The organism is Rhodococcus sp. K11/5 (assembly GCF_055193735.1).
In genome coordinates this window covers 4,292,217-4,317,564 of record NZ_CM143721.1, presented here as the reverse complement: position 1 = coordinate 4,317,564, position 25,348 = coordinate 4,292,217, and the positions used below count along the sequence as shown (strand labels likewise).

The following is a 25,348-nucleotide window of genomic DNA, read 5'->3' as shown; positions in this document are numbered from 1 at the left end:
TGAGTCACACCGTGAGGTTAGAGAGCGGCTGTCGGCATAGTCCAGAGAATGCGACTTGTGTCCATAGTGTCCACGAACGTGCGCTGCGACTTCGCCTCGCGACCCCCCGGTTCGTGTTGAACTGACCACACCAGCCCACCGAAACACCTGGAGGAACCGTGACCGTAGCCGTCGTCATGAGCAGCACACCGGAAGGCCGAGAAGCGTTGCGGCGCGGCGCCGAAGAGTCGGCTCTGCGCGGACAGCCGCTCCTCGTCCTGTCCGTCGTCGACCGGGAGTCGGTGGACGAGGCCGTCCGCTCCACCGCGGAATCCGAAGCAGCTCAGACCTTGAACGACGTCGAGTTCTCGGTGCGCGTCGAACCCGACGGCGGCGACGCCGCGGGTGCACTCGTCGACCTCGTCGTCGACGTCGGTGCGTCCCTGGTGGTCATCGGTTCGCGACGTCGGAGTTCGGTGGGCAAGTTCCTGATGGGCAGCACCGTGCAGCGAGTGCTTCTCGACAGCCCGGTGCCGGTGCTCGTGGTCAAGGCTCCCGAGGGCAGCTGACCTCAGTTCGGTCGGAGGACCACCTCGGTCGGATGCGCGTCGACCGGGGTGTCGACGGCTGCCCGCACGGCGCCCGCGACGGAGTCGACCCGGAGGAACTTCGAACCGTCGTATTCGCCGCCCTCGCCGGCGACGATGTCGCGCTGCATGTCGGTGTCGATCCGGCCGGGGTGGATCGAGGTGACGCGGATCGACGTCTCCTCGTGTCGGAGCGAATCCCCGAAGGCCTTGAGGGCGAACTTGCTCGCGGCGTAGGGACCCCACCCCGGCTTGGCGTCGAGCCCGGCGCCGGAGTTGATCAGCACCACGTGGCCGCCCGCAGCCCGTAACGCGGGGAGCAGGAGGCGGGTCAACTCGACGACCGCGAAGAGGTTGGCTTCCAGGCTTTCTCGCCAGTCGGACAGCGGGGTGTCGGCGACGGTGCCGAGCCGCGCGATCCCCGCGTTGTGCACGAGGACGTCGAGCCGCTCGATGCCGGCGACCGCCTCGGCGACCGCATCGTGGTCGGTGAGATCGACCGGCCAGGGCGTCGCGGTGGGCAGTTCCTCGGAGATGGCGGTGAGCGACTCGGCCTTCGATCCCCCGAGCAGGACGTGGTGGTCCGGGGTGAGGGTGCGCGCGATCGCGGCGCCGAGACCGCGGCTCGCGCCGGTGACCAGTGCGGTACGTGTACTCATACCGTCCGACTCTAGGTGCCGTTCTTCTGGAGGTGAGTCCGCATCGCGGAGTACGCCGACCCGAAGGTCGCCACGTCGTCGTCACTGAGAACGTCGAACATCGTCCGACGCACGGCCTCCACGTGCCCCGGACTGGACTCCGCGAGTTTGTCGGACCCCGCCTCGGTGAGCTCGGCGAGCATGCCGCGACGATCGTCCTCGCATTCAGTGCGGACGACCCACCCGGCGTCGACGAGACGACTGATCGCTCGGGTCACACCGCTGCGGGTGGTGGTCACCGCGTCGGCGAGGTCGCGCATGCGCATGCGACGGTCGGGCGCCTCGGACAACACGACCAGCAGTTCGAAGTCGGTGAACGAGATACCGGAGTCCCGAGTGAGTTGCCGGTCCAGGGTCTGCATCAGCAACCTGGTCGCGTCGAGATACGCGCGCCACGCGGTTTGCTCGTCGTCGGTCAGCCAGCGGGTCATGTCCTGCATCCTAGCGCCAGTAGTTGACGATGCAATTATTTCGACTACGCTGTGGGGTAGTTGACAACGCAACGAGCTCGACACCATCACGCGACGACCACGAGGCGGCCACGATGACGATGACGGCAGCGGAGCAGCAACGATCCGACGAGTCGGAGCAGCAGCGCGAACGTCTGCGCGGGCTGCACCTCCAACCCGCCGACGTGCGGCCGACCTCGTCGGCCCGCGGTCTGCACCACACCGCTCTGATCAGCAGCGACGTCGAGCAGTCCATTCTGTTCTACCAGGGCGTCCTCGAGTTTCCGCTCACCGAGCTGATCGAGAACCGGGACTACCCCGGCTCGACTCACTTCTTCTTCGACATCGGCAACGGCAACCTCCTCGCGTTCTTCGACTTCCCCGGCCTCGACGTCGGCCCCTACCGCGAGGTTCTCGGCGGCCTGCACCACGTGGCGATCAGTGTCGAACCCGAGCGCTGGGAGCACCTGCGCAACAAACTGATCGACGCCGAGGTCGAACTCGTCGAGCACAGCGAGGTGTCCCTCTACTTCCGTGATCCCGACGGCGCACGACTCGAACTCATCGCCGATCCACTCGGTGAGATGTACGGCCAGCACGTTCTCTGACGGACCACCCCGATCCCCGACGCACCAAGGAGCCACACCATGACCAAGCTCGCGATCCTGTACTACTCCTCGACCGGCCACGGCACCACCATGGCGAAGGAACTCGCCAAGGCCGCCGAAGCCGCCGGCGCCGAGGTCCGCGTCCGCCACATCGCCGAGACCCGCGATCCGTCCACCTTCGCCGAGAACCCGGCCGCGACCGCCAACTACGAGGCGACGAAGGACGAGCCGACCGCCACCGGCGACGACATCGTGTGGGCCGACGGCGTCATCTTCGGATCCCCGACGCGTTTCGGCAGCGTGGCCGGACCGTTCCAGGCGTTCATGGACACCCTCGGCGGCCTCTGGGCGCAGGGCGCGCTGGCGAACAAGGCCTACGCAGCGTTCACCTCGAGCCAGACCGCGCACGGTGGCCAGGAGACGACCATCGTCAACCTGTACACCTCGATCATGCACTTCGGCGGCGTCCTGGTTCCCCCGGGCTACACCGACGGCGTCAAGTTCGCCGACGGCAACCCGTACGGCGTCGGTCACGTCACCGGACCGGAGAACCAGAACGAGCTCGACGGCCCCACCCGCGACGCACTCGAGCACCTCGCCAACCGCGTCGTCACCATCGCGGGCAAGCTCGCCCAGTAGCTCGTTCGGCTCCGGTACCACCCGAGAAGGATCGGATCACCCATGACCGCCTCCCCCACGCTCGACGTTCGTCGCTCCGCCGATCGCTCGGCGACGAACATCGGGTGGCTCGATTCGCACCACTCCTTCTCGTTCGGCCACCACTACGATCCCGCGAACACCCACCACGGGGTCCTCATGGTGAACAACGACGACATCGTCGACGCCGGAACGGGTTTCGACACGCACCCACACCGTGACATGGAGATCGTCACCTGGGTGCTGCAGGGATCACTGGTGCACCAGGACTCGATCGGGAACAACGGCATCATCTATCCCGGTCTGGCCCAACGGATGAGCGCGGGGACCGGAATCCTGCACTCGGAGAAGAACGACGCGTGGCGGCTGAAGCGATCGGTGCACGAGGAGAAGGTTCACTTCGTGCAGATGTGGGTGGTGCCCGACGAGGCCGGGGTCACGCCCGGATACGAGCAGCTCGAGATCGAGGACGAACTGTTGTCCGGCGGCCTGGTGCCGGTGGCGTCGGGAATGGATGCGTACAAGGATCATTCGGCCATCCGGATTCGCAACAAGTACGCGGCCATGCACGTCGCGCGGCTCCGCGCCGAGCACGTTCCGACGACACTGCCCGACGCACCCTTCCTGCACGTCTTCGTCGCCCGCGGCGAAGCATCGTTGGAAGGCGTGGGACTACTCGCCGAAGGTGACGCGGTCCGCGTCCGGGGCGGCGGCGGTCAGACCCTGACCACGGCGTCGGCGGCCGAGGTCATCGTGTGGGAGATGCACGCGACGATCGGCGGCTGACCCCACGGGCGGATTCCTCGACGGTCACACCTCTCACGGCATCGCGTCCGGCCTCAGCCGGGAGCGGTGCCGTGAGTACGTGAAGTACAGAATTGCCGTGGCGGACAACCAGATCGCGAACAGGATCCAGGTCTGGCGTTGCAGGGTGCTGATCAGATACACGCACGCGAGAATCGACGCGACGGGCAGAGCCGGGTAGAGCGGAACCCGGAATCCCCGCTCGAGATCGGGTTCGCGCCGCCGGAGGATGATCACCCCGGCCGACACCACGATGAACGCGACGAGAGTCCCCATCGACACCAGGTCGGCGAGAAAGTCCAGGGGGAGGAAGCCGGCCATCAGCGACACGCAGAACGCCGTGATCGCGGTGTTCTTGACCGGGGCGTTGCGACGCGAATCGACCGCGGAGAAGACCTTCGGAATCAATCCGTCGCGGCTCATCGCGAACAGAATGCGCGTCTGGCCGTACAGGGTCACCAGCGTCACCGAGAAGATGGACACCACCGCGCCCGCCGACAGCACGATCGACGGCCAACTCGATCCCGTGACCGCCTCCAGGATCGCCGCCAGTCCGGCCTCCTGCCCCTCGAACTCCGTGTATCGCTGCGCTCCCACGGCGGACAGGGTCACCAGCAGGTAGATGATCGTGACCACCACCAGCGCCGCGATCAGGGCGATCGGGAGGGTGCGCCTGGGGTCCTTCACCTCCTCACCCGCGGTGGAGACCGCGTCGAGACCGATGAACGTGAAGAAGATCAGACCCGACGCGGCCCCGATGCCCGCGACGCCGAACGGGGCGAAGGGCGCGAGGTTGTCCAGGCTGAACCCGGTGAAGCCGACGATCGCGAACATCGCCAGGATGCCGACCTTGACGATCACCATGATCGCGTTTGCCCGGGCGGACTCTCGGGTACCGCGGACCAGCAGGACGGCGCACAGGAACACGAGGACGACGGCCGGGAGGTTCACACCGAAGCCGAGCCCGCCGCCCGGGGCGTGGGACAGCACGTCGGGGATCTGCAGTCCGAAGAGCCGATCGGTGAGATCGTTCAGATACTGGCTCCACAGCACCGAGACGGCCGCCGTCGAGACGCCGTACTCGAGGATGAGGCAGGCGCCGACGAGAAGGGCGACGAACTCGCCGATCGTGGCGTACGTGTAGGTGTACGTGGAGCCCGAAGCCGGTATGGACGAGGCCAATTCGGCGTAACACAGCGCCGTGAGGCCCGCGGTGACCGCGGCGATGACGAACGAGAAGATCACCGCCGGGCCCGCCACCGGTACGGCCGCGGAGAAGATGAAGAAGATGCCGGTACCCACGGTGGAACCGATGCCGAGGCAGGTGAGTTGGAACGTCGTGATCGACCGCGTCAGTTCGGTGCCGCCGGACGCGGACTCGAGCGCGGTGATGTCGCCGATGGGCTTGCGTCGGGAGAGGCCGGTGGATCGCACGAGTAAGTATGCAACCGGGTTCGCGGCCGCGCACAGCGGGCCGTCCGCCGTGCACGATCGGTCCGCCCGACGGAAGATGGGGCCATGGCCGCCCCCGTGTTCACCTCGACCCAGCTCGCCGCTCGGGCTGCCTACCTGCTGCGCGGCAACGATCTAGGGACCATGACCAGTGCGGCCCCCAAGCTGTACCCGCACATGTGGAGCTGGGACGCGGCCTTCGTGGCGGTGGGCCTGGCGCCGCTCAGCGTCGAGCGCGCCGTGGTGGAACTGGATACGCTGCTCTCGGCGCAGTGGGGCAACGGGATGATCCCGCACATCGTGTTCGCGGGCGGTGTCGACGGGTATTTTCCCGGTCCCGCGCGCTGGGCCGTGCGGGATCTCGCCGAGTTCGCCCCGACCGGCGTGCACACCTCGGGGATCACGCAGCCGCCGGTGCACGCGATCGCCGTGCAGCGCATCCTCGACCACGCCCGACGCCGGGGCCGGACCACGCGACAGATGGCCGGTGAGTTCCTGGATCGGCGTTGGCCGGACCTGGTGCGCTGGCATCGGTGGTTGGCCCACTCGCGGGATCAGAGCGGCACGGGCCGGATCACGCTGCATCACGGGTGGGAGTCCGGGATGGACAACTCGCCACGATGGGACGCGGTGTACCGCAACGTGAAGCCGGGAGTCGTCCCGCCCTACGTACGCGAGGACACCACCGTCGTCACCGATTCCTCCCAGCGCCCGAGCGACGTCGAGTACGACCGGTACCTGTGGCTGCTCGAGGAGATGAAGGAGGCGAGGTACGACGACGTGACCATGGCGTCGTCGATGAGCTTCGCCGTGGAGGACGTGTTCGTCAGCGCGGTGTTCTCGGTGGCGTGCGAGGTGCTCGCGACGATCGGTGAGGACCACGGCAAGCCGCTGGCCGACATTCGTGACCTGCACTCGTGGGCCGACCACTTCCGGCAGGGCGTCGTCGCCACGACGGATTCGCGGACGGGCACTGCTCGCGATCGCGACGTTCGGACGGGCGAGTGGATCAAGACCGACACCATGGCGATGTTCGCACCGTTGCTGTGCGGCGGGCTTCCGCGGGACACCGAGCGGGCACTGCTCCGGCTGTTCGAGGGCCCGCGCTTCTGCGGCCACCCCGATTTCGCGTACGCCGTTCCGCCGTCGACGTCACCCATCTCCCGCGACTTCCGCGCTCGCGAGTACTGGCGTGGTCCGGTGTGGCCGGTGATCACGTGGCTGTTCTCGTGGGCGTTCGCTCGACGCGGGTGGTCGGAGCGATCGTCGATGCTGCGCGAGGAAGGGCTCCGTCAGGCGGGCGACGGCAGCTTCGCCGAGTACTACGAACCCTTCACCGGAGAACCGCTGGGCAGCATGCAGCAATCCTGGACTGCCGCAGCGGTTCTCGACTGGCTGGGGTGATCAGACCTTCCAGACCGCCACGACGGACGGACGCGGCTGCGAGTCGCCGCCGTCGGGCCAGTTCGAGGCCGGAGCGTCGGCGCTCGAGTCGTCCACCTCGCCGGGGTGCTGCACGCAGACCACGACGCGGTTCTCCTGGATGATCGGTCCGCAGGTCTCCGCGCCCTTGGGGACGGTGAGGAACTGCTTGGTCTGGCCGCGGCGGTCACCGTCGAGCACCACCGAGAACAGGCCGTCGTTGGACTCGAGGGCGTTGCCGTCTGTGGAGACCCACAGGTTGCCGTCCACGTCGAACGCCAGGTTGTCGGGGCACGAGATGGGGCTGACCTGGTCCTTGTCGAACCCACCGAAGTAGGTGTCGGCCGCCGCGGGATCGCCGCAGACCAGCAGGAGGTTCCAGGTGAACGAGGTGCCGGCGTGGTCGTCGTCGAGCTCGAGGACCTGACCGTTCTTGTTCTGCACGCGCGGGTTGGCCGCGTCGACGCCGGGGTTGTCGTCGACGCCGCGGTTGGTGTTGTTGGTCAGGGCGACGTAGACCTTGCCGGTGACCGGGTTGGGCTCGAAGTCCTCGGGGCGATCCATCTTGGTGGCGCCGACCTCGTCGCCCGCCTGCCGGGTGAACACGGCGACCTCCTCGGCCGACATTCCCTCGACGAGCGACTCGCCGCGACCGTCCTCTCCGGTGCGCAGCAACGGAATCCACTCGCCGGTACCCGTGAACTGGCCGGACTCCGGGAGCTCGCCCGAGCCGTCGACCTGATCGGGAGCGTCGCCGCTGAGCTTCGCGACGTACAGGGTGCCGGCGTCGAGGATGGTGAGGTTGCTGCGCATCGCGGCCTGGCCGCTGCCCGGCATCATCTTGCGTGAGGAGACGAACTTGTACATGTAGTCGAAGCGCTCGTCGTCGCCGCTGTAGGCGACGACCGTCCCGTCGTCGGTGACGTGGATGGTGGCGGCCTCGTGCTTGAAGCGGCCGAGCGCGGTGTGCTTGATCGGGGTGGAGGTGGGATCCCACGGATCGACCTCGACGATCCAGCCGAATCGGTTGATCTCGTTGGGCTCCTGTGCAACGTCGAACCGCTTGTCGAAGCGCTCCCACTTGCGATCGGTGGCCTCTTCCTCGACGCCGTAGCGATCGAGGCGCTCGCGGGCGACGGGGTCCGTCACCGAGGCGGCGTTGGCGAAGTACTGGTTGAAGTTCTCCTCACCGGAGAGCACGGTGCCCCAGGGGGTCACGCCGCCGGCGCAGTTGTTGAACGTGCCGAGTGGCCGGGTGCCGGTGGGGTCGGCCGAGGTCTTCAGCAGGTCGCTTCCGGCCGCGGGGCCGGTGAGCACGAACTCCGTGGTCCCGGTGATCCGCCGGTTGTATCGACCCATGGCTGGGGTCAGGCGGCCGGATCCGCTCTCGCCGTTGACCTGAACCACCGAGAGCCCGTGCGCGGCGAGCGCGATGGCGAACTGCTCGGCGGTGGGGTTGTCCTCGTCGTATCCCTTGAAGAGCGCCGGCTCGGTGGTGTACTCGTGGTTCGTCACCAGCAGGTACTCGTTGTTCGAGCCCTCGATGGGGAGCAGTCCCGCGAAGTCGTTGTTGAATCCGAACTGCTGCTCCTGCGCGGCGGCGGTCTGATTGTCGAAGTCGAACTCCGGTGCGCCCGGCAGAACCGGGTCGCCCCACCGGATCACGACGGCCTGGTCGTGGCCGTCGGGGATCACGACGGCGTCCTCGGTGTTGGGCGCGACCGCGGTGAAGTCGAGTCCGCGGGGCTCCGGCGGAAGGGCCGCCGGCGTGCTCGACGCGGCTGCGGGGGTGCCGGAATCGCCTGCGCCGCAGGCGGCGAGCGCACTGGTGGCTCCGACGGCGACCACGGCCATCGCGCTGCCCTTGAGGATGCCTCGACGCGACATCGCCGTCTTGACGATGTCACCGAAGTATTCGCCCTTGGACGTGTTGGGTACGGCGTGGAAGCACGCATCCCCACACTTGTACTTGCACGTGAGATTGGAGCGCGCGGAGCGCCCGTCGTGCTGGTGGACAACGGACAGGGGAAGCGGAATCGTGGTCACCCGGCGACGGTAGAAGTGCCGAGCAAAGGTGAAGAATCTCCCGGGTGAACGGCGGGCCAACACTGACGTGGGGGTAGAAACGCGTCGTTCTGGGTATTCGTTGACTGCGCAAGCACTGCGCGACCCGATCGTGAAGGAGAACATCGTGCCGACGTTGTCAGTAGGAGTCGAGAACGACACCCCCATCGACCTGCACTACCAGGACCGCGGAGAAGGCGCTCCCGTCGTGTTGATCCACGGCTGGCCCCTCAACGAGCGTTCCTGGGAACCGCAGATCGTGCCCCTGCTCGACGCCGGCTACCGCGTCGTCACGTACGACCGTCGTGGATTCGGAAGCTCGTCGCAGCCGGACGCGGGCTACGACTACGACACGTTGGCCTCGGACCTCTCCATCCTGCTCGAGACCCTGGACCTGAACGACGCGACCATCGTCGGATTCTCGATGGGCGGCGGTGAGGTGGTGCGCTACCTCGCGAAATACGGCTCGGCGCGGATCGCCAAGGCCGTGCTGGCCGGAGCGGTTCCCCCGTACCTCTACAAGTCCGACGACAACCCCGACGGCGGCCTGGACGACGCGACCATCGCCGAGTTCGAGAACGGCGTGAGGGACGATCGGAACGGTTTCCTCGACGGGTTCGCGACGAACTTCTACACCGCGAACGACACCCTGACGGTCTCCGAGGAGACGCGCCAGTACGCGATCGACATGGCGGCGGAGGCATCGCAGACCGCGATGTTCGCGTGCATCGGCGCCTTCGGACGCACCGATTTCCGCGACGACCTCCCGAAGGTCGACGTCCCGACCCTCGTCATCCACGGCGACGCCGACGGCATCGTGCCGTTCGAGGTCAGCGGCAAGCGCTCGCACGAGGCGATCGCGAACAGCGAGCTCGTGCTGGTCGAGGGTGCGCCGCACGGCTTCAACGCCTCGCATGTGGAGGAGTTCAACTCGGCGTTGCTGGAGTTCCTGGCGAAGTAGCACCGCTGCCTGATTCGCTCCGCTTTCGAATCCGCACCGCTTCTGTCACGCGAACACCCCCTGCAGTCCGCTGCAGGGGGTGTTCGCGTTGTGGAGGGTGTGCGGATCTACTTCGCGCCGATCATCCCGTGCGGATCGAGCACGAACTTCGTGGCCTCACCGGAGTCGAAGTCCGCGTACCCCTGCGGTGCCTGCTCGAGACCGATGGCCTTCGCGTTGACCGCCTTCGCGATCTGCACGCGGTCGTGCAGGATGGCCATCATCAACCCGCGGTGGTACTGCATGGTGGGGCACTGACCGGTGGCGAACGACAGCGATTTCGCCCACCCCGTGCCGAGGCTCAACGAGAGCGCGCCGACCTTGGCCGCCTCGTCCTTCGCACCCGGATCGCCCGTCACGTAGAGCCCGGGGATACCGATCGCACCGCCGGCCGTGGTGACGTCCATGAGCGAGTTCAGCACGGTGGCCGGGGCTTCGCTCGACGAGCCGTCGCCGTGCCCGCGGGCCTCGAACCCGACGGCGTCGACACCGCAGTCCACCTCGGGGGTGCCGAGCAGCTGCTCGATCTGGTCCTGCGGATCGCCCTTGCTGACGTCGACGGTCTCGCATCCGAAGCTGCGCGCCTGCGCCAGCCGATCCTGGTTGAGGTCACCGACGATCACCACGGCCGCGCCGAGGAGCTGGGCACTCGCGGCGGCGGCGAGCCCCACAGGTCCGGCACCGGCGATGTAGACCGTCGACCCGACGCCGACGCCCGCGGTGACGCAGCCGTGAAAACCGGTGGGGAAGATGTCCGAGAGCATCGTGAGGTCGAGGATCTTCTCCATCGCCTGATCGCGGTCGGGGAACTTCAGCAGGTTCCAGTCGGCGTACGGCACCATCACGTACTCGGCCTGTCCGCCGACCCAGCCGCCCATGTCGACGTAGCCGTAGGCCGCGCCGGGGCGATCGGGGTTCACGTTCAGGCAGATGCCGGTCTTGCGCTCCTTGCAGTTCTTGCATCGGCCGCACGCGATGTTGAAGGGGACGGAACACAGGTCGCCGGCCTTGATGAACTCGACGTCGCGGCCGACCTCGACCACCTCACCGGTGATCTCGTGGCCGAGAACCAGGCCCTCGGGTGCGGTGGTTCGGCCACGCACCATGTGCTGGTCGCTGCCACAGATGTTGGTGGACACCACCTTCAGGATCACGCCGTGGGGGCACTCGCGTCCCACGCTGGCGGGATTGACTCCGGGTCCGTCCTGAAGGGTGAAGCTGGGGTAGTCGATGTCGACGACCTCGACCTTGCCTGCACCTGCGTACACAACGGCTCTGTTGTCGGACATGAAACGCTCCGTTCCGGGGAATCGTGATTCTGGTCGGCCGACATTCACGGATGCGAATGTCGGCATCCGTACCGACAGTACGTGTCCCGATGTGGGAGCGGTCACAGATCGACGCGGATCGACGCCACCCCCTTTCGGGGGTGGTCACACGGTGATGCAGGTCATAGTGTGGGTAGGACCAGCGCGAAACCGGGCATTTCTGGCACGGATTCGCGCCTCCCGATCCGAAGGTGCCGAACCGTGACCGTCGATACGAACGACCTGCGCCTCCTGCGCCCGCGGGACGACGACGTGCTGCGTGCCGAACTGCGTGCCATCGCTCGGGCCTGGGCCTCTCCTGTCGTCGTGTTCGGAGGATCGGTGGCGGGTGGGACCCTGAAGATCTCCGAGACCATCGGCACGCGGACGGGGGCGCTGCGGGGTCTGCACATCTCGCCCCGGTCCGGGCTCGGTGGGGCGGCGATGGTCCAGTTCACTCCGCAGTGGGTCGACGACTACGCCTACGCACCGACCATCACGCACGAATACGATCGGCCCGTCCTCAGCGAGGGCCTTCGGTCCATCGTGGCGGTGCCGGTGGTGGTGGCCGGAGAGTCGCGCGCGGTCATCTACGCGGGCCTCCGCGAGTCCGCTCCGATCGGAGGGCGCACCTGCGACCTCCTCGTGCGCGCCGGGTCGAGGGTCGGGGCGGAGATCGCCCTCCGCGACGAGGTCGACCGTCGCCTGCGGCTCCTCGAGGCCGCGAACTCCGCAGCCCCACCCGACGCGGCGATCACCGAGGGAATCCGCGAGATCCACGGGGAGATGCGCAGTTTGGTGGAGAACGTGCCCGACGGTCCGTTGCGGCAATCGCTGCTCGACATGACCGCGAAGCTGGTGCAGCTGACCCAACCGGGGAGGCGGACCGAAGGCGGGCTGCTGTCGGCCCGCGAACTCGACGTGTTGACCTACGTGGCCCTGGGCTGTGGCAATCAGGCCGTGGCGCAACGACTGTCGCTCAAACCGGAGACGGTGAAGAGCTACCTGAGGTCGGCGATGAGCAAACTGGACGTGCACTCGCGGCACGAAGCCGTGGTGAAGGCCCGACGTCTCGGTCTGCTTCCCTGATCTCCAACGTGTTTGTGTGACAACGGTTCACAGATTCACGAACTTCTTCTCTTACCCCCATCCGGGGGTATTGCGGTATGGCCCTCGTCACATACGGTCACGATCACCAACCACGCCACCGGCACCCGACAGCCCTGGAGAGCCATGACATCGACCACGCCCGACGACGCGCCGGTGCAGCCGCCGCCGACGCCGGAGATCAAGACCACCACCAGTGTTCGCAAGGTCGCGTTCGCGAGCGGCATCGGTACCACCATCGAGTTCTACGACTTCTTCATCTACGGAACCGCGGCCGCGCTCGTGTTCCCGACGGTCTTCTTCCCCGCTCTGGGTGACGTCGCCGGCACCGTCGCGTCGTTCGCGACCTTCGCGGTGGCGTTCATCGCGCGTCCCGTCGGTGCGGTGCTGTTCGGGCACTTCGGTGACCGCATCGGCCGCAAGAAGACCCTCATCTCCACCCTCATCCTCATGGGCGTCTGCACGTTCGTCATCGGCCTTCTGCCCGGTGCGGACACCATCGGCGTCGCGGCGCCGATCATCCTGGTGCTCTTGCGATTCGGGCAGGGATTCGCCGTCGGCGGTGAGTGGGCCGGCGCGACGTTGCTGACCGCGGAGTACGCACCGCCGAAGAAGCGCGGCTTCTACGGCATGTTCCCGCAGCTCGGCCCGTCCGCCGCCTTCATCCTCTCGAGCGGCACCTTCCTGCTCACCGGTTGGCTCCTCGGCGACACCAACGAGGACTTCCTCAACTACGGCTGGCGCATCCCGTTCCTGCTCAGTGCGGTGCTGGTCCTGATCGGCCTGTACATGCGCCTGGCCATCGAGGAGACCCCGATCTTCCGGGCGAACCAGGCCGCGAACGAGGCCGCGAAGGCATCGGCGAAGGCGAACCCGCACGCACAGGCCGCCGTCGAGAAGCCCAAGGGTCTGCCGGTTCTCGAGGCCTGGCACGTGCAGAAGCGCGAAGTTCTTCTCGCGGCCGGCGCGCTCGCGTCGCTGTTCTCGCTCTTCTACATGGGCACCGCGTACCTCACGAGCTACGGCACCAGGAGCCTCGGCTTCGAGCGTCCGTTCGTGCTGTGGACCGGCATCATCGGCGCCGTCATCTTCGGTATCGCCATCGCGATCTCGGCGACGTACTCCGACCGGGTGGGTCGCCGACGCGTCATCATGTTCTCCTGCGGACTGGCCGTGCCGTGGACCCTGGTGCTGTTCCCGATCCTCGACACCGGATCTCCCGCCGCCTTCGTCTTCGCCATGTGCGTCACGCTGGGTATTTTCGGTATCGCTTACGGCCCCACCGGAGCACTGCTGCCCGAGCTGTTCCAGACGCGGTTCCGCTACACCGGCGCCGGACTGGGCTACAACCTCGCCGGCGTTCTCGGCGGCGCGATTCCACCGTTGCTCGCCGCGCCGCTCACCGCGCAGTTCGGCAGCATCTCCGTCGGCGTCATGCTCGCACTGCTCTCGGTGCTCAGCCTGTTCTGCACGAAGGCGATGGTCGAATCGCGCCACAACGACATGACGTGAGTCCTACCCTCACCAGTAGATCCGGACCGACCGAAAGATCGAGATGACACCCGACGGCACCCTCAGTTACGCGGCAGGCGAGACCGACGTCCCGATGTTGGACACCACCATCGGGGCGAACCTGGACCAGACCGTGGCGGCTCACGGCGGACGGGACGCTCTGGTGGAGGTGGCCACCGGTCGCCGCTGGACGTACACCGAGTTCCATCGGGAGGTGGAGGTGTTGGCCGCGGCGTTCCTCGCTCGCGGGATCGTCGTGGGTGACCGGGTGGCGATCTGGGCACCGAACTGCGCGGAATGGACGGTGACCCAGTACGCCACCGCCAAGATCGGCGCCATTCTGGTGAACGTCAATCCCGCGTATCGGGCGCACGAATTGCGGTACCTGCTGCAGCAGTCGGAGTCGCGACTGCTGGTGTCGGTGCCGTCGTTCAAGTCCGCCGACTACGCCGCGATGATCGCGGAGGTGGCCGGGGAATGCCCGGCTCTCGAGGACTCGATTCTCATCGGAACGCCGAGGTGGGACGAGTTCGTCGCGGGCGCCGACCGCGTCGACGTGGCCGACGTGCACCGGGTGCAGGCGACCACGCGGCCGGACGATCCGATCAACATCCAGTACACCTCGGGCACCACGGGGGCGCCGAAGGGAGCGACGCTCAGTCACCGCAACATCCTGAACAACGGGTACTTCATCGGTCAGCTGCTCGATTACACACCCGAGGACCGGGTCTGTATCCCGGTGCCCTTCTACCACTGCTTCGGCATGGTGATCGGCAACCTCGCGTGCACCACTCACGGTGCGGCCATGGTGATTCCGGGGTTGTCGTTCGACGCCGGCGACAGTCTGCGCGCGGTGGAGAAGGAGCGGTGCACATCGTTGTACGGCGTCCCGACCATGTTCATCGCCGAGCTCGAGCACCCCGATTTCGCGTCGGTCGAGCTGAACAGTCTGCGCACCGGCGTCATGGCGGGTTCGCCCTGCCCCATCGAGATCATGAAGCAGGTCATCGACCGGATGGGGATGAGCGAGGTGGGCATCTGTTACGGCATGACCGAGACCTCGCCGGTCTCGTTGCAGACTCGGCCGGACGACCCGATCGACAAGCGGGTCTCCACCGTCGGGCGGGTGGGCCCGCACCTCGAGGTGAAGATCGTCGACCCCGCTACCGGGAACACGGTGGCGCGGGGCGAGCCCGGAGAGCTGTGCACGCGGGGTTACTCGGTGATGATCGGGTACTGGAAGGCACCCGAGATGACGGCCGCCGCCATCGACGACGACGGCTGGATGCACACCGGTGATCTCGGGGTCATGGACGCCGAGGGGTACGTGGCGATCACCGGGCGGATCAAGGACATGGTGATCCGGGGTGGGGAGAACATCTACCCGCGCGAGATCGAGGAGTTCCTGTACTCGCACCCCGACATCGTCGACGCGCAGGTGGTCGGGGTACCGGACGCCAAGTACGGCGAGCAGTTGATCGCCTGCGTGCGGCTGCGGCCCGGGGTCGACGATCTGACCGCGGCCGAGCTACGCGACTTCTGCCGAGGCAAGTTGGCGCACTACAAGATTCCCGAGTACGTACGTGTGATGTCGGACTTCCCCATGACCGTGACGGGAAAGATCCGCAAGGTGGAACTGCGCGAGACGTCGCTGGAGTACGTGCGCGGGTAGAGCCGCACCCGTCCGGGTCAGAGCACCTCGGACAGGAACCGCTTCAGACGATCGGTCGCCGGATCGTCGAACAGCGCTGCGGGCGGACCGGTCTCGACCACGCTGCCGTGATCCATGAACAGCACCCGGTCCGACACCGACCGTGCGAACCCCATCTCGTGCGTCACCACCACCATGGTCATGCCGCCGGTCGCGAGGTCCGCCATGAGTGCGAGCACGCCTTTCACCAGTTCGGGGTCCAGTGCGGACGTCGCCTCGTCGAAGAACATCACCTGCGGCTCCATCGCGAGGGCGCGCGCGATGGCGACTCGCTGTTGCTGACCGCCCGAGAGGTTGCCGGGGCGGGACTGAGCCTTCTCCTTCAATCCGACCGAATCCAGTTGCGCCAGAGCCAACTCCGCCGCCGCGTCCTTGGACATGCCCTTGAGCTTCCACGGCCCGAGCGCCACGTTGTCGAGCACCGTGCGGTGCGGGAACAGATTGAACTGCTGGAACACCATGCCGATGCGCTGACGCAGCTCGTCGGGGTTGTCCTTCAGGACCGACCGGCCGTCGAGCAGGATGTCGCCCTGCTCGGGCTCGTGCAGTCGGTTCAGCACGCGCAGCAGCGTCGACTTCCCCGAGCCCGACGGTCCGATCACCGTGGTCGTCGTGCCTGCCGCGACGTCGATGTTCACCCCGCGCAGCACCGTGTTGGCGCCGAAGGACAGGTGAAGGTCCTTGCCGGCCAGCGATACTCCCTGGAGGGTGGTCTCCGGTGCACTCATGTCAGCCTCTTTCCACGACGACGGCCGTATCGACCGGGTCCATCGTCTTCTCGGCCTTGCCGGTGCGCAGGCGCGTGTCGATGTAGTTCACGAGGTGAGTCAGCGGCACCGTCAACACCAGGTAGAAGATTCCGGCCGCGACGAGCGGCGAGAGGTTTCCGGTCTGGGCGTTGAGGTCGCGGCCCACCGCGAACAGCTCGCGCTGGGTGGCGAGCAGTCCGAGGAAGTAGATCAGGGACGAGTCCTTGATCAGTGAGATGAACTGGTTCATCAGCGCCGGGAGCACGCGCCGAATACCCTGCGGCACCACGACGAGGTTCATCGAGCGGCGGTAGCTGAATCCCAGCGCCCGCGCCGCCTCGAGTTGCCCCTTCTCCACGCTCTGGATGCCGGAGCGGAAGATTTCGCCGATGTACGCGGACGCGAGCAGCGACAGCGCCGCCGCACCCAGCCAGTAGGGGTTGTTGCCGGTCAACCCGGACACCAGCGGTCCGACGCCGAGCCCGATGATCAGGATGATCACCACGGCCGGCAGCCCGCGGAAGATGTCGGTGTAGACCCGGGCCGGCCAGCGCAGCCACCGGGTTCGCGACAGCCCGGCCAACGCCAACAGCATGCCGAGGACGGTGCCGATGATGCCCGACGCCAGCGCCAGGATCAGGGTGTTGGGAAGTCCCGTCTTCAGCAGGTCCGGGAACGCCTGCTTGTAGAGCTCCCAGTCGAAGAACGTGTTCCGAAGCTGTTCGAGAGTCGAGGTGGGTGCAAGAGCCTGCGCTTCGGGTGCGGCGGCGTCGTTCTCGGCCGCGATCGCGGCGAAATCGGGGAGCACGGGATCGGGAGCGGACCGACTGCCCGGGGTGAAGCCGTCGGGCAGTTCGCGCGGGACCCAGTTCGAGTACAGCTCGGCCCAGGTGCCGTCGGCGATGACGGCGTCGAGCCCGGAGTTGAGGGCGTCGATCAGAGGCTGGTTGTTCCGGGCGACGGCCCACCCGACGAAGTTGTTCAGGCTGAACGTGTTCTGGGTGATCGCCGTGCCGTCGGCCGCGGTGACCAGTCCCTCGGCCTGCTGCGAGGGCGCCACCCACGCGTCGATCTGTCCGGTGCGCAGGTTGGCGTAGGCGGTGTTGTAATCGGGGTACTTCACCGGGTCGAGACCGAGGGTGTTCACCACGTAGTCGTCCTGGACCGTGCCCTGCACGACGCCGATGCGCGTGTCGGGGGTGAGGTCCTCGAACGCGGTGATCGGTCCGCCGACGGTCGCGACGAGGGAGAAGTAGCCGAAGTCGTAGCCGTTGGTGAAGCCGACGGTGTTGCGTCGCTCGTCCGTGGTGGTGATGGACGAGGACCCGACGTCGAATCGCTGGCCACCGACCTGGGCGAGCAGACCGGAGAACTCGGTTCCGGCGAAGTCGGTCTCGAGCCCCAGCTTCGCGGCCACGGCCTTCAGCAGCTCGTTGTCGTACCCGGTGTAGGTGCCCGTCGAGTCGACACAGATGCTCGGCGGTGCGTCGGACAGAGTGCCCACCGACAACCGTCCGGGGTTGATGAGACCTAGCTGCGAGGTGTCGATGCTCTCGAGCGGGACCACGGTCTCGGTCGTGTACCGGTCCTCGGTCGCCGCTGCGGCAGCGGCGTCGAAGTTGGTCGGTGTCGACGACGCACTCTCCACACCCGGGGGCGCGCAGAGATCCGTCGGTGCGGTGGCGGTGGTCGTCGAATCGGACGACGCTCCGCACGCGGCGACCGTGCCGAGAAGGGCAAGGGCCATCACGACGGCGGCCAGCACTCGGCCGGTCCGTCGACCGGACGTGGAACGGCGACTCGCCGCGCGGGAGGACTGCATCGGTCGAGCGTAAGCGGACGAACGACAGGATATGAAAACCGCGTTCGCGCAAGGGTTGCGCTCTGTGACGCGGTTCTCGTTTACCTCAGCGGTTCGCGTTCCTCCAGCTGATGGCGTCGGCCAACTCGGTCAGGTCGTACTCGGGACCGTTGACGCCGACGGTGAAGAGCGTGGCGCCCGTGTCGACGAAGGCCTGCGCGGAATCGGCGCCGGGCCACGCGACGGACCGCTCGATCTCGGACACGTCACGTCCGACGGTCTCTCCGTGCTCGGCCAGGATGCCCGACTTGCGCTCGAGCTCCGACAGATCGGCGAAGCTGTGCCAGATGTGGGCGTACTGGGCCACCATCTTGAGGGTCTTCTTCTCGCCGCCGCCTCCGATGAGAATGGGGATCTCGCGGGTGGGTGCGGGGTTGCCGACCTTCAGCCGCGCCGAGATCCGCGCGAGGTTCTCGCTCAGCAGCTTCAATCGTGAACCGGCCGTGCCGAATTCGTAACCGAAGTTGTCGTAGTCCTTCTGGTTCCACCCGCCGCCGATGCCCAGGATCAGCCGGCCGCCGCTGATGTGGTCGACCGTGCGCGCCATGTCCGCGAGCAGGTCCGGGTTGCGGTAGCCGCCGCCGGTGACCAGCGCACCGATCTCCACGTTCGACGTCTGTTCCGCCCAGGCGCCGAGCATGGTCCAGCACTCGAAGTGGGCACCGTCGAGGTCGCCGTACAGGGGATAGAAGTGATCCCAGTTGAAGACGATGTCGACGCCGGCGTCCTCCGCGCGCAACACCGCGTCGCGAATGAGGCCGTAATCGGGTGCGTGCTGAGGCTGGAGTTGGACGCCGATTCTGATGGTCATGATTCGCATTTTGCTCTTCTTCGGCGATTCTGCGATCGAAGTCGGTGATTGCGCCCGAAATATCGGGAGCAGATGACCGTTTTGCGCGCGAAATCCGCTCCGCCCAGCGCGAAATCCCTCGCATTCTGTGTCCCGAATCACGCTGCCCCGGATGTTCGGATTCGCGGGGTTCGTCCGACCAAGTACCTGTCAACGCCCGTAACACACGGGACGTCACAGCAACGGATCGAGGCACCGATGAGCACACGACGGGGCAAGGTCGCCCGCGCTTTCGAGGCGGTGGGCGAGATGACCCGGCAGCTGATCAGGCGCCGCTCCAACGATCGACGACTTCGAGAGACAGGACGGACATGAGCGACACGCATTCCCCCGTATCCATGTACGCGGCCGAGGGACTCGGCACGGCCCTTCTGGTGATCGGCGGTGTCGGCACCGCCGTGCTCGCCGGTGACACCGTGGGTACTCCGGGGATCGCGCTGGCGTTCGGTCTGACCCTGCTTTTCCTGGTGTACTCGATCGGACCGATCAGCGGGTGCCACGTCAACCCGGCCGTGACGCTGGGCGTCCTCATGACTCGTGGGATCTCGGCCGCACGCGCCGCCGGGTACGTCGTGGCGCAGCTCGTCGGTGCGCTTGCCGGTGCCGCCGTCGTTCTGGCCATCGCGTCGGGACGCCCCGGCTACGACCGCGCCGTCGACGGTCTCGGGACCAACGGTTACGGCGCCGAGTCGCCCGGTGAGTACAACCTGATGTCCGTCGCGCTCGTCGAGATCGTCGCCACCGCGATTCTGGTGTTCGTCGTTCTCTCCGTCACCTCGTCCCACGCCCCGAAGATCGCGGCGGGTGTGCCCATCGGCCTCACCCTGGTGGTGCTGCACCTGCTCGCTATCGGTATCGACTCGACGTCGGTGAACCCGGCGCGGTCGTTCGGACCGGCGGTCCTCGCAGGCGGCGCTTCGCTGAGCCAGCTGTGGGTGTTCATCGTGTTCCCGCTGATCGGCGGCGCGCTCGCCGCAGTGATCCACCGGGGACTCGACGTCGGTCGCCGCACCGCGACGGCCTGACGTCACCCCATCCGCACGTCGCACGCCGCCATCGTGGCCCGGAGCACGAAACCTGCTTCGGGCCCGATGATCTCGGTGACCAGGGACAGGTAAAGGTCGGCGAAGCCGGGCCCATGAGCGGGCTCGGCGTCGTTCGGCGAGAGATGGTGCGCGATCTCGTGCAGCACCACCATCTCCCGCAGTGCCCACGCCGTTCCGCGCTCGTGCAGTGGGACGGCAATGGTTGCCTCGGCCCTCTCGTAGTGCGCGGCGGCGGAGCCGGCGCGGGCTCTGACTCGCACGGGCGCCGACGCTCGGGGCCACGTCGCGCGCACCCAGCGCAGCGCGAGAACGGCGTCCACGTACGCCTGGACCGAGTCGATCGACGCGAATCGCCGCTCGACGGGCAGGGTGAGCGTGGATCCGTGCACCGTGATGGTGCGCAGACCCCGTTCGTCCGCGCGGTCGAGCATCGTGCGGACCTGCTGCTCCGCGTCGTAGACCCGGGCACGCTGTGCGTCACGGGTCATCGGTCCAACTGCCCACGGGCACCGTCGATCTCGGATGCGGTGCCCAGGCGTGCGCGTCGACCCGCGCGATCCCCCGCGCGCCGGGCCTCGGTGGACACCCCGCCCCCGCTGCTGCCGCGCCAGGTACCGCGGGCCGTCGACGTCGTTCGATAGAAGTCCCGAAGCTCGACCTCCTTGTCGCGCAACACCAGTGCCGTGCCGGCCTCGGGGGTCTCCGCGGCGACCGCGTCGGCCTCGGCCTCTTTCTTCACCGCGGCCAGTCGCTCGCCGATGCGGTGCGCGAACGCCGTCTGGAACTCGATGCGCGCGGTGACCCCGGCCAGCGGCTTGCGCTCGACCGCGCGGTATCGACGCCGCCCACGCGACACGGTCACCTCCTTGGTCACCGTCGCGCTGCGGTACGCCCCGCTGGAGATGTACGCGTCGCTGGCCTTCACCATCTGAACGATCAGGCTCGAGTACAGCGCCTCGCACATGTCGATGTCGCTGTCGAAGCCGTAGGCGAAGACCTGCGTGGAGGTGCGGGCGACGTCGCACTGAACGTCGTTCGCGCGGGCGATGGCGACGAACAACAGGACGTACGTCTTGAGACCGCGCTTGCCCGGCTCGCCGATGTCGACCACGCGCTGGCTGGGTGTCGCCCGCTTCTCCCGCGTCGCGGTGTGCGCGCGGGCGATGGCCAGGTCCACGGACGCGGCCGTGGCCAGGCGCTGGGCGGCCTCCATGAACGCTTCGGCCTCGTGCGGATTGTCCGTCGACTCGGCTTGCCGCAGGAGGCCTCCGATGCGGGCCAGCGTTCTGTCCTCGGTCACGGCGCGAGAGTACGTCGGACCTCGGACAGGGCCGTATCCGCAGCCATGTCTGAAATGTGAAGTCTCATGAAGATAAATTGCAAAACGTGTGCACCCTGCTGATGTACTCCTGACAACCGGGTGGAAACCGTCCACGCGGTCCGATTCATCACAGGAGTCCACATGCGCACATCTGTCACCCGTGCCGTCCTCGCCACCGCGGCCGTGGTGCCGCTCTGTCTCGCCGCTGCCGGTACGGCGTCGGCGGACCAGTCGAACACGCTCGGCCCATTTACCGTCGCCAGCGTCGGGGACACCATCACCATATCGAGCAATGAGGCGGCCGCCGGCGAGTGCTACATCGGGATCAGAGGGATCTCGACAGCGTTCAACGCTTACTACCAGCAGGTTGCGATCTCACCGACGCCCTTCACGCCCGAGGTGGAGTTCGCGGACGGCATCTATGGCGTCGATGTGCAGTGCTTCTCACCTGAGTACCGCTACGAGTACATTCCGATCACCGTCGGATCTCTCGCCCCCGAGGGCCCGCAGGGTCCTGCCGGTCCTGCCGGTCCTGCCGGTCCCGCGGGTCCCCAAGGTCCCCAAGGTCCTGCCGGCCCGTCCGGCGGATTCTTCGGTAGCTGATCAGCTCGATCGCGGACTCCTGCTGCTCGACAGCAGTGGGAGTCCCCGATCGGTCAGCGACGTGACGAAACCGTCGATACGTCGCCGGACAGCTGTCGCCCCGATCTCGTCGGCCCGTGCACGTGCAGCGGCCACGGCGGCCGGCGGGACGGAACCGGTCCGCGCGTGATCGATGCGGAGGCCGAGGTACCCGTCCTCCACGCTCCAGCCGACGTAACCCCGTCGACGGTGCAGTCGGCGTGCGGCACGGAGATGCCGGGCGGCGCGATCGGGGTGGCCGGTGGTCAACGAGACATCGGCGAGGTGGTGGTGAACCACCCCGAAGACGCTCGGCGCGATGGGTACGGTCTGATCCGCATACGGAGCCAGGCGGGTGTACACGTCGCCGCAGATCTCCGCATTACCGACGCTCGCTGCTGCTCTCGCGATGAACGCCATCGTCATCAGCCACATGTTGTCCATCGGCATCCCCGCCAGCCTCGCGTGGTCGAACCACGCCATCTCCTGGCGTGCGCCGTCCATGTCGCCCGTATCGGCGAGTGCCATCGCCACCACGGGCCGGAACGCCGGGACGACGTCGTACGCCGCCGTCATCTCCTCGCGCACCGAGACGAAATGTCCGAGATCGCCTCTCAGGGTGCGTAGTACCAGGATCGACGGTCGTTCCCGCCCGTACTCGCCGCCGACCACCGCGTCGGGAGTCCGGCGGATCCGGTCGAGCGAGCCCTCGGCACGCACCAATCGTCCGGCAGTCACATCGAGACCGAAACGGCAGCAGTCCATCGCCCACGCGACCTCGTCGTTCCCGGCGATCTCGTGCGGGGACACCGCATCTGCTGCTGCGAGGGCGCCGTCGAGATCTCCGAACCACTGCCGGCTCCGCATCAGGATGACGGCGGTCGTCGAATCCCGGCGAGGTGTGGGCAGTGCGATGGAGTCCAACCTGTCGAGAGCCTCGCGTTGCATGCCGTGGCACTCGGGAACCATGAGCGTGGAGAGCATCGCCAGGAGCGCACTTTCCAAGGCGTACCTGTCTCCCACGGCATGGGCGATCACGGCGGCGCGCTCGAGCAGGCAGCGGCGCTGCTTCCACTCGTCGGTCCAGGTCAGTTCGACGGCGAGTTGCACGAGAATTCGGGCAGCGGCGGCGGTGTCGCCGCGACCGTTGTCCTCCAACAGTTGTCGCGCCTCGTGGAGGATGACGAGACGATCCGGATCGGGCATGAAGTTCTGGAACAGGACGACACCGTCGGTGGTGTCGGCCAGTGTCGCGTCGATCTGAAGGTCCCTGTCCCCCAGTCTCCGGGCCATCGAGATCGCGTCGACGAGCGTGATCCGATAGTTGCGGTCGAGCGATCTGCGTTGCGCACGAGCGAGATCCATCAGTATCCGACACCGGTCGACGCTGTCACCGATCGGCAGCATCCGGCCCAGTGCGGAGCGGTAGTGCCGAGCTGCATCCTCGTAGGCGGACACGCGAAAGGCCGCGGCGCCGGCGAGCCGCGCATAGCGCGCGGCATCGTCACGGTCGGACTCCGGAGAATTACCGAAATGATGGGCGATACGGGCGAGTTCGTCGGCCGTGGATGCCGAGCCCACCTCGAGCAGCGCCCGGGCGATGGCGGCGTGCAGGCGGGCGCGCTCGAGTGTCGGAACCGAACTCAGCACCACCTCCTGAACTTGCGGGTGCTGCAGATCGAGTCCGTCATGGGTCGTCCCCGGCACGAGGAACGATGCGTCGATCAGTTCGGCCAGGGACACAGCGAAGCGCTCGTCGGTGTCGACGACGTCACCGGCGGCGGCGATGCGGGAGGCCGCGCGCAACACGGTCTTCGAGATCGGCCTGCCGACCACGGAACACAGCCGGAGAAGGGCAGCAGCGTCGGAGTTCAGTCGGCGTCCCCTGATGTCGACGGCCTCGGCGACGGTGACTGCCTCGGCGCGGCCCGGCTCGTACGCGTGGGCGGCGATCATGGCGTCGACCAGTAACGGGATACCGGCGGTGCGCTCGACGACCATCGCCGGATCCAGCGTGGCACCGGAACGCGCGATCATCGCCTCGACTGCGCCGATGGACACCCCGGCGAGGGGGATCTCGCAGAAGCCGGGAAGCCGGCTCAGTGCATCGAGGGTGGATACCACCTCGGGCGACATCGCCCCGTCGGTGCGAACGGATACGACGATGCACACCCGAAGATCCCGGCAGGCGGTGGAAAGGTGCTGCACCAGTGTGAGAGTGGCGCTCGACGCCCACTGCAGATCGTCGATGATCAGCATGACCGGTGACGTGCGAGCAGGTCCGGAGAGCCACTGCGCAACAGCCGATGTGGGCTCCGGAGCGCGGGCATCATGACGGCTCGGTACGAGATCGCCGAAGCGTCCGGCTACGCCGGGAAGGATATCGAGGATGTCGGCCCCGTTGCAGCGCAGCCACTCCCGTGCTCCCACGATGCCACGAGAATCGAGGTCCCGAGTTACTGCTTCGACGAACGGTTCGAAAGGCACGCCGGCATCGCTGCTGCAGCGCCCCACCGCGACATCCATTCCGCGGCGGCGGGTACGCTCCGCGATCGCGTCCGCCAGCGAGGTCTTCCCGATCCCCGACGCACCCGACAGCACCACGACGCGACCTCGGCCCGCCGCGGTCGCGTCGAGATGATGCTCCACGGTCCGGAGTTCGTCGTCACGCCCGATCACGCGGAGCGATCGGTGGTCCGGGGCGGATGCGATGGTTCGATCGTCGCGAAGAAGCTCTCGGTACAGGGCTTCCGTCTCCGGCGTCGGGTCGGCGCCCAGAGCGTCGGCCAGGGCGCGGCGGCAGCGGTCGGCGGCGGCCAGGGCATGACCGCGATCCCCGAGAGCCCGGAAGCCTCGCATGGCGACGCGGTAGGCCCGTTCGCGGAGAGGATCGGCGGCGATGAGTGCTTCGGCCGAGGACACGGCTCTCTCGTTCTCGCCGAGGTCGAGTGACGCGATCGCATCGATCTCGAGGAGCTCGAGTCGGTGGTCGTCGCACTCGCGGCGGATGTCCTCCGCCCAGGTATCGGACGCTCCGACGAGTGTCGTACCGGAGAGCAAGGCCAGGGCGTCCCTCGCGGAACGGGCGCGTTCGGCGGACGTGGCTCCGGGGTGAGCGCGCGCGTCACGGACGAGGTCCAGATCGACGTCGACGTCGTGAGGCAAGGCCAGGCGAACCCAACCGGCGCGGGAGCGAACCGACGCGCCGTCGATATCGGCGGCGTTCAGCGCGTCACGGACTTTCGACATCACCCCGCGTAGGGACGACTTCCATGAATCCGGGCGTGAGCGCGGCCACAGCAGGTGTGCCAGTTCGTCCAACGAGACCTCACGATGCCGGTGGACCGTGAGGAAGGCCAGGACGTCGACACAGCGACGACCGCCGATTATTCGGGGGTCCACGTCGTGGCCGTTGCGAGTGATCGCGACGGATCCTATGAGCCGTATCGCCGCCCGCCCGTCCCCCTGCACGTCGGGAAGCTTAGACAGCAGATGGGCTGCCCGTGATGACTCTTCACAAATGCCGGACTGAATGGTGTGGTG

General features: G+C 67.3%; 22 protein-coding genes. 11 read left to right on the top strand and 11 right to left on the bottom strand.

The window, feature by feature from the left end:
* Positions 1–158: 158 nt before the first annotated feature.
* Positions 159–548 carry a universal stress protein gene (locus ACY466_RS20125; RefSeq protein WP_463248513.1) on the top strand — a complete coding sequence of 130 codons (390 nt, stop codon included), beginning with the start codon at positions 159–161 and terminating at the stop codon, positions 546–548.
* A gap of 2 nt (positions 549–550) precedes the next feature.
* On the opposite strand, the gene ACY466_RS20120 is transcribed toward ACY466_RS20125, so the two are convergent.
* Complete coding sequence (locus tag ACY466_RS20120) at positions 551–1,225, bottom strand: SDR family oxidoreductase (RefSeq protein ID WP_463248510.1); 675 nt, start codon at positions 1,223–1,225, stop codon at positions 551–553.
* Between the two features lie 11 nt (positions 1,226–1,236).
* Positions 1,237–1,695, bottom strand: coding sequence for a MarR family winged helix-turn-helix transcriptional regulator (locus ACY466_RS20115; RefSeq protein WP_463248508.1), 459 nt, complete (start codon positions 1,693–1,695; stop codon positions 1,237–1,239).
* A 119-nt stretch (positions 1,696–1,814) separates the two neighbouring features.
* On the opposite strand from ACY466_RS20115, the gene ACY466_RS20110 reads away from it, so the two are divergent.
* The 3 genes from ACY466_RS20110 to ACY466_RS20100 are packed head-to-tail and all read left to right on the top strand — an operon-like array spanning position 1,815 to position 3,764.
* Positions 1,815–2,321, top strand: a complete 507-nt coding sequence (locus tag ACY466_RS20110) for a VOC family protein (RefSeq protein ID WP_463252384.1) — start codon at positions 1,815–1,817, stop codon at positions 2,319–2,321.
* A 39-nt stretch (positions 2,322–2,360) separates the two neighbouring features.
* Positions 2,361–2,960 carry an NAD(P)H:quinone oxidoreductase gene (gene wrbA, locus ACY466_RS20105; protein WP_463248504.1) on the top strand — a complete coding sequence of 200 codons (600 nt, stop codon included), beginning with the start codon at positions 2,361–2,363 and terminating at the stop codon, positions 2,958–2,960.
* A gap of 42 nt (positions 2,961–3,002) precedes the next feature.
* Positions 3,003–3,764, top strand: a complete 762-nt coding sequence (locus ACY466_RS20100) for a pirin family protein (RefSeq protein WP_463248502.1) — start codon at positions 3,003–3,005, stop codon at positions 3,762–3,764.
* A 33-nt stretch (positions 3,765–3,797) separates the two neighbouring features.
* Here ACY466_RS20100 and ACY466_RS20095 read toward each other — a convergent pair whose 3' ends face one another.
* Entirely contained in the window at positions 3,798–5,216 is a 1,419-nt protein-coding gene (locus tag ACY466_RS20095; protein WP_463248499.1) for an amino acid permease, read from the bottom strand.
* 84 nt (positions 5,217–5,300) lie between these two features.
* Between ACY466_RS20095 and ggh the strand changes: the two genes are divergently transcribed.
* Entirely contained in the window at positions 5,301–6,638 is a 1,338-nt protein-coding gene (gene ggh, locus ACY466_RS20090; RefSeq protein ID WP_463248496.1) for a glucosylglycerate hydrolase, read from the top strand.
* On the opposite strand, the gene ACY466_RS20085 is transcribed toward ggh, so the two are convergent.
* Complete coding sequence (locus tag ACY466_RS20085; protein ID WP_463252383.1) at positions 6,639–8,693, bottom strand: PhoX family protein; 2,055 nt, start codon at positions 8,691–8,693, stop codon at positions 6,639–6,641. It lies immediately after the preceding gene.
* A gap of 154 nt (positions 8,694–8,847) precedes the next feature.
* Between ACY466_RS20085 and ACY466_RS20080 the strand changes: the two genes are divergently transcribed.
* A complete protein-coding gene (locus tag ACY466_RS20080) occupies positions 8,848–9,681 on the top strand; it encodes an alpha/beta fold hydrolase (protein ID WP_463248492.1) in 834 nt (277 codons plus the stop codon).
* A 107-nt stretch (positions 9,682–9,788) separates the two neighbouring features.
* Here the strand turns inward: ACY466_RS20080 and fdhA are convergent, their stop codons facing one another.
* Entirely contained in the window at positions 9,789–11,009 is a 1,221-nt protein-coding gene (fdhA, locus tag ACY466_RS20075; RefSeq protein ID WP_463248489.1) for a formaldehyde dehydrogenase, glutathione-independent, read from the bottom strand.
* A 240-nt stretch (positions 11,010–11,249) separates the two neighbouring features.
* Between fdhA and ACY466_RS20070 the strand changes: the two genes are divergently transcribed.
* From ACY466_RS20070 to ACY466_RS20060, 3 genes are all read left to right on the top strand, one after another.
* Positions 11,250–12,116, top strand: coding sequence for a helix-turn-helix transcriptional regulator (locus ACY466_RS20070; protein ID WP_463248486.1), 867 nt, complete (start codon positions 11,250–11,252; stop codon positions 12,114–12,116).
* A gap of 144 nt (positions 12,117–12,260) precedes the next feature.
* A complete protein-coding gene (locus ACY466_RS20065; protein WP_463248482.1) occupies positions 12,261–13,646 on the top strand; it encodes an MFS transporter in 1,386 nt (461 codons plus the stop codon).
* Positions 13,647–13,689: 43 nt separating this feature from the next.
* Positions 13,690–15,318: an AMP-binding protein gene (locus ACY466_RS20060; RefSeq protein ID WP_463248479.1), complete on the top strand. Its 1,629-nt coding sequence runs from the start codon at positions 13,690–13,692 to the stop codon at positions 15,316–15,318.
* A gap of 17 nt (positions 15,319–15,335) precedes the next feature.
* Here ACY466_RS20060 and ACY466_RS20055 read toward each other — a convergent pair whose 3' ends face one another.
* The 3 genes from ACY466_RS20055 to ACY466_RS20045 form a co-directional block, all read right to left on the bottom strand.
* Entirely contained in the window at positions 15,336–16,085 is a 750-nt protein-coding gene (locus ACY466_RS20055) for an amino acid ABC transporter ATP-binding protein (RefSeq protein WP_463248476.1), read from the bottom strand.
* Between the two features lies 1 nt (position 16,086).
* Entirely contained in the window at positions 16,087–17,853 is a 1,767-nt protein-coding gene (locus ACY466_RS20050; RefSeq protein ID WP_463252382.1) for an ABC transporter substrate-binding protein/permease, read from the bottom strand.
* 160 nt (positions 17,854–18,013) lie between these two features.
* Positions 18,014–18,778 (bottom strand): LLM class F420-dependent oxidoreductase, encoded by a 765-nt coding sequence (locus tag ACY466_RS20045; RefSeq protein WP_463248473.1) that lies wholly within the window; start codon positions 18,776–18,778, stop codon positions 18,014–18,016.
* Positions 18,779–19,128: 350 nt separating this feature from the next.
* Between ACY466_RS20045 and ACY466_RS20040 the strand changes: the two genes are divergently transcribed.
* Entirely contained in the window at positions 19,129–19,842 is a 714-nt protein-coding gene (locus tag ACY466_RS20040) for an aquaporin (protein WP_463248470.1), read from the top strand.
* Between the two features lie 2 nt (positions 19,843–19,844).
* Here ACY466_RS20040 and ACY466_RS20035 read toward each other — a convergent pair whose 3' ends face one another.
* Positions 19,845–20,351, bottom strand: a complete 507-nt coding sequence (locus tag ACY466_RS20035; protein WP_463248468.1) for a TIGR04338 family metallohydrolase — start codon at positions 20,349–20,351, stop codon at positions 19,845–19,847.
* A complete protein-coding gene (locus tag ACY466_RS20030) occupies positions 20,348–21,163 on the bottom strand; it encodes a DUF2786 domain-containing protein (RefSeq protein WP_463248465.1) in 816 nt (271 codons plus the stop codon). The genes ACY466_RS20035 and ACY466_RS20030 overlap by 4 nt, the downstream gene beginning before the upstream one ends.
* 162 nt (positions 21,164–21,325) lie before the next feature.
* On the opposite strand from ACY466_RS20030, the gene ACY466_RS20025 reads away from it, so the two are divergent.
* Positions 21,326–21,787, top strand: coding sequence for a hypothetical protein (locus tag ACY466_RS20025; protein ID WP_463248462.1), 462 nt, complete (start codon positions 21,326–21,328; stop codon positions 21,785–21,787).
* Here ACY466_RS20025 and ACY466_RS20020 read toward each other — a convergent pair whose 3' ends face one another.
* Positions 21,788–25,276, bottom strand: a complete 3,489-nt coding sequence (locus ACY466_RS20020) for an ATP-binding protein (protein ID WP_463248459.1) — start codon at positions 25,274–25,276, stop codon at positions 21,788–21,790.
* Positions 25,277–25,348 lie beyond the last annotated feature (72 nt).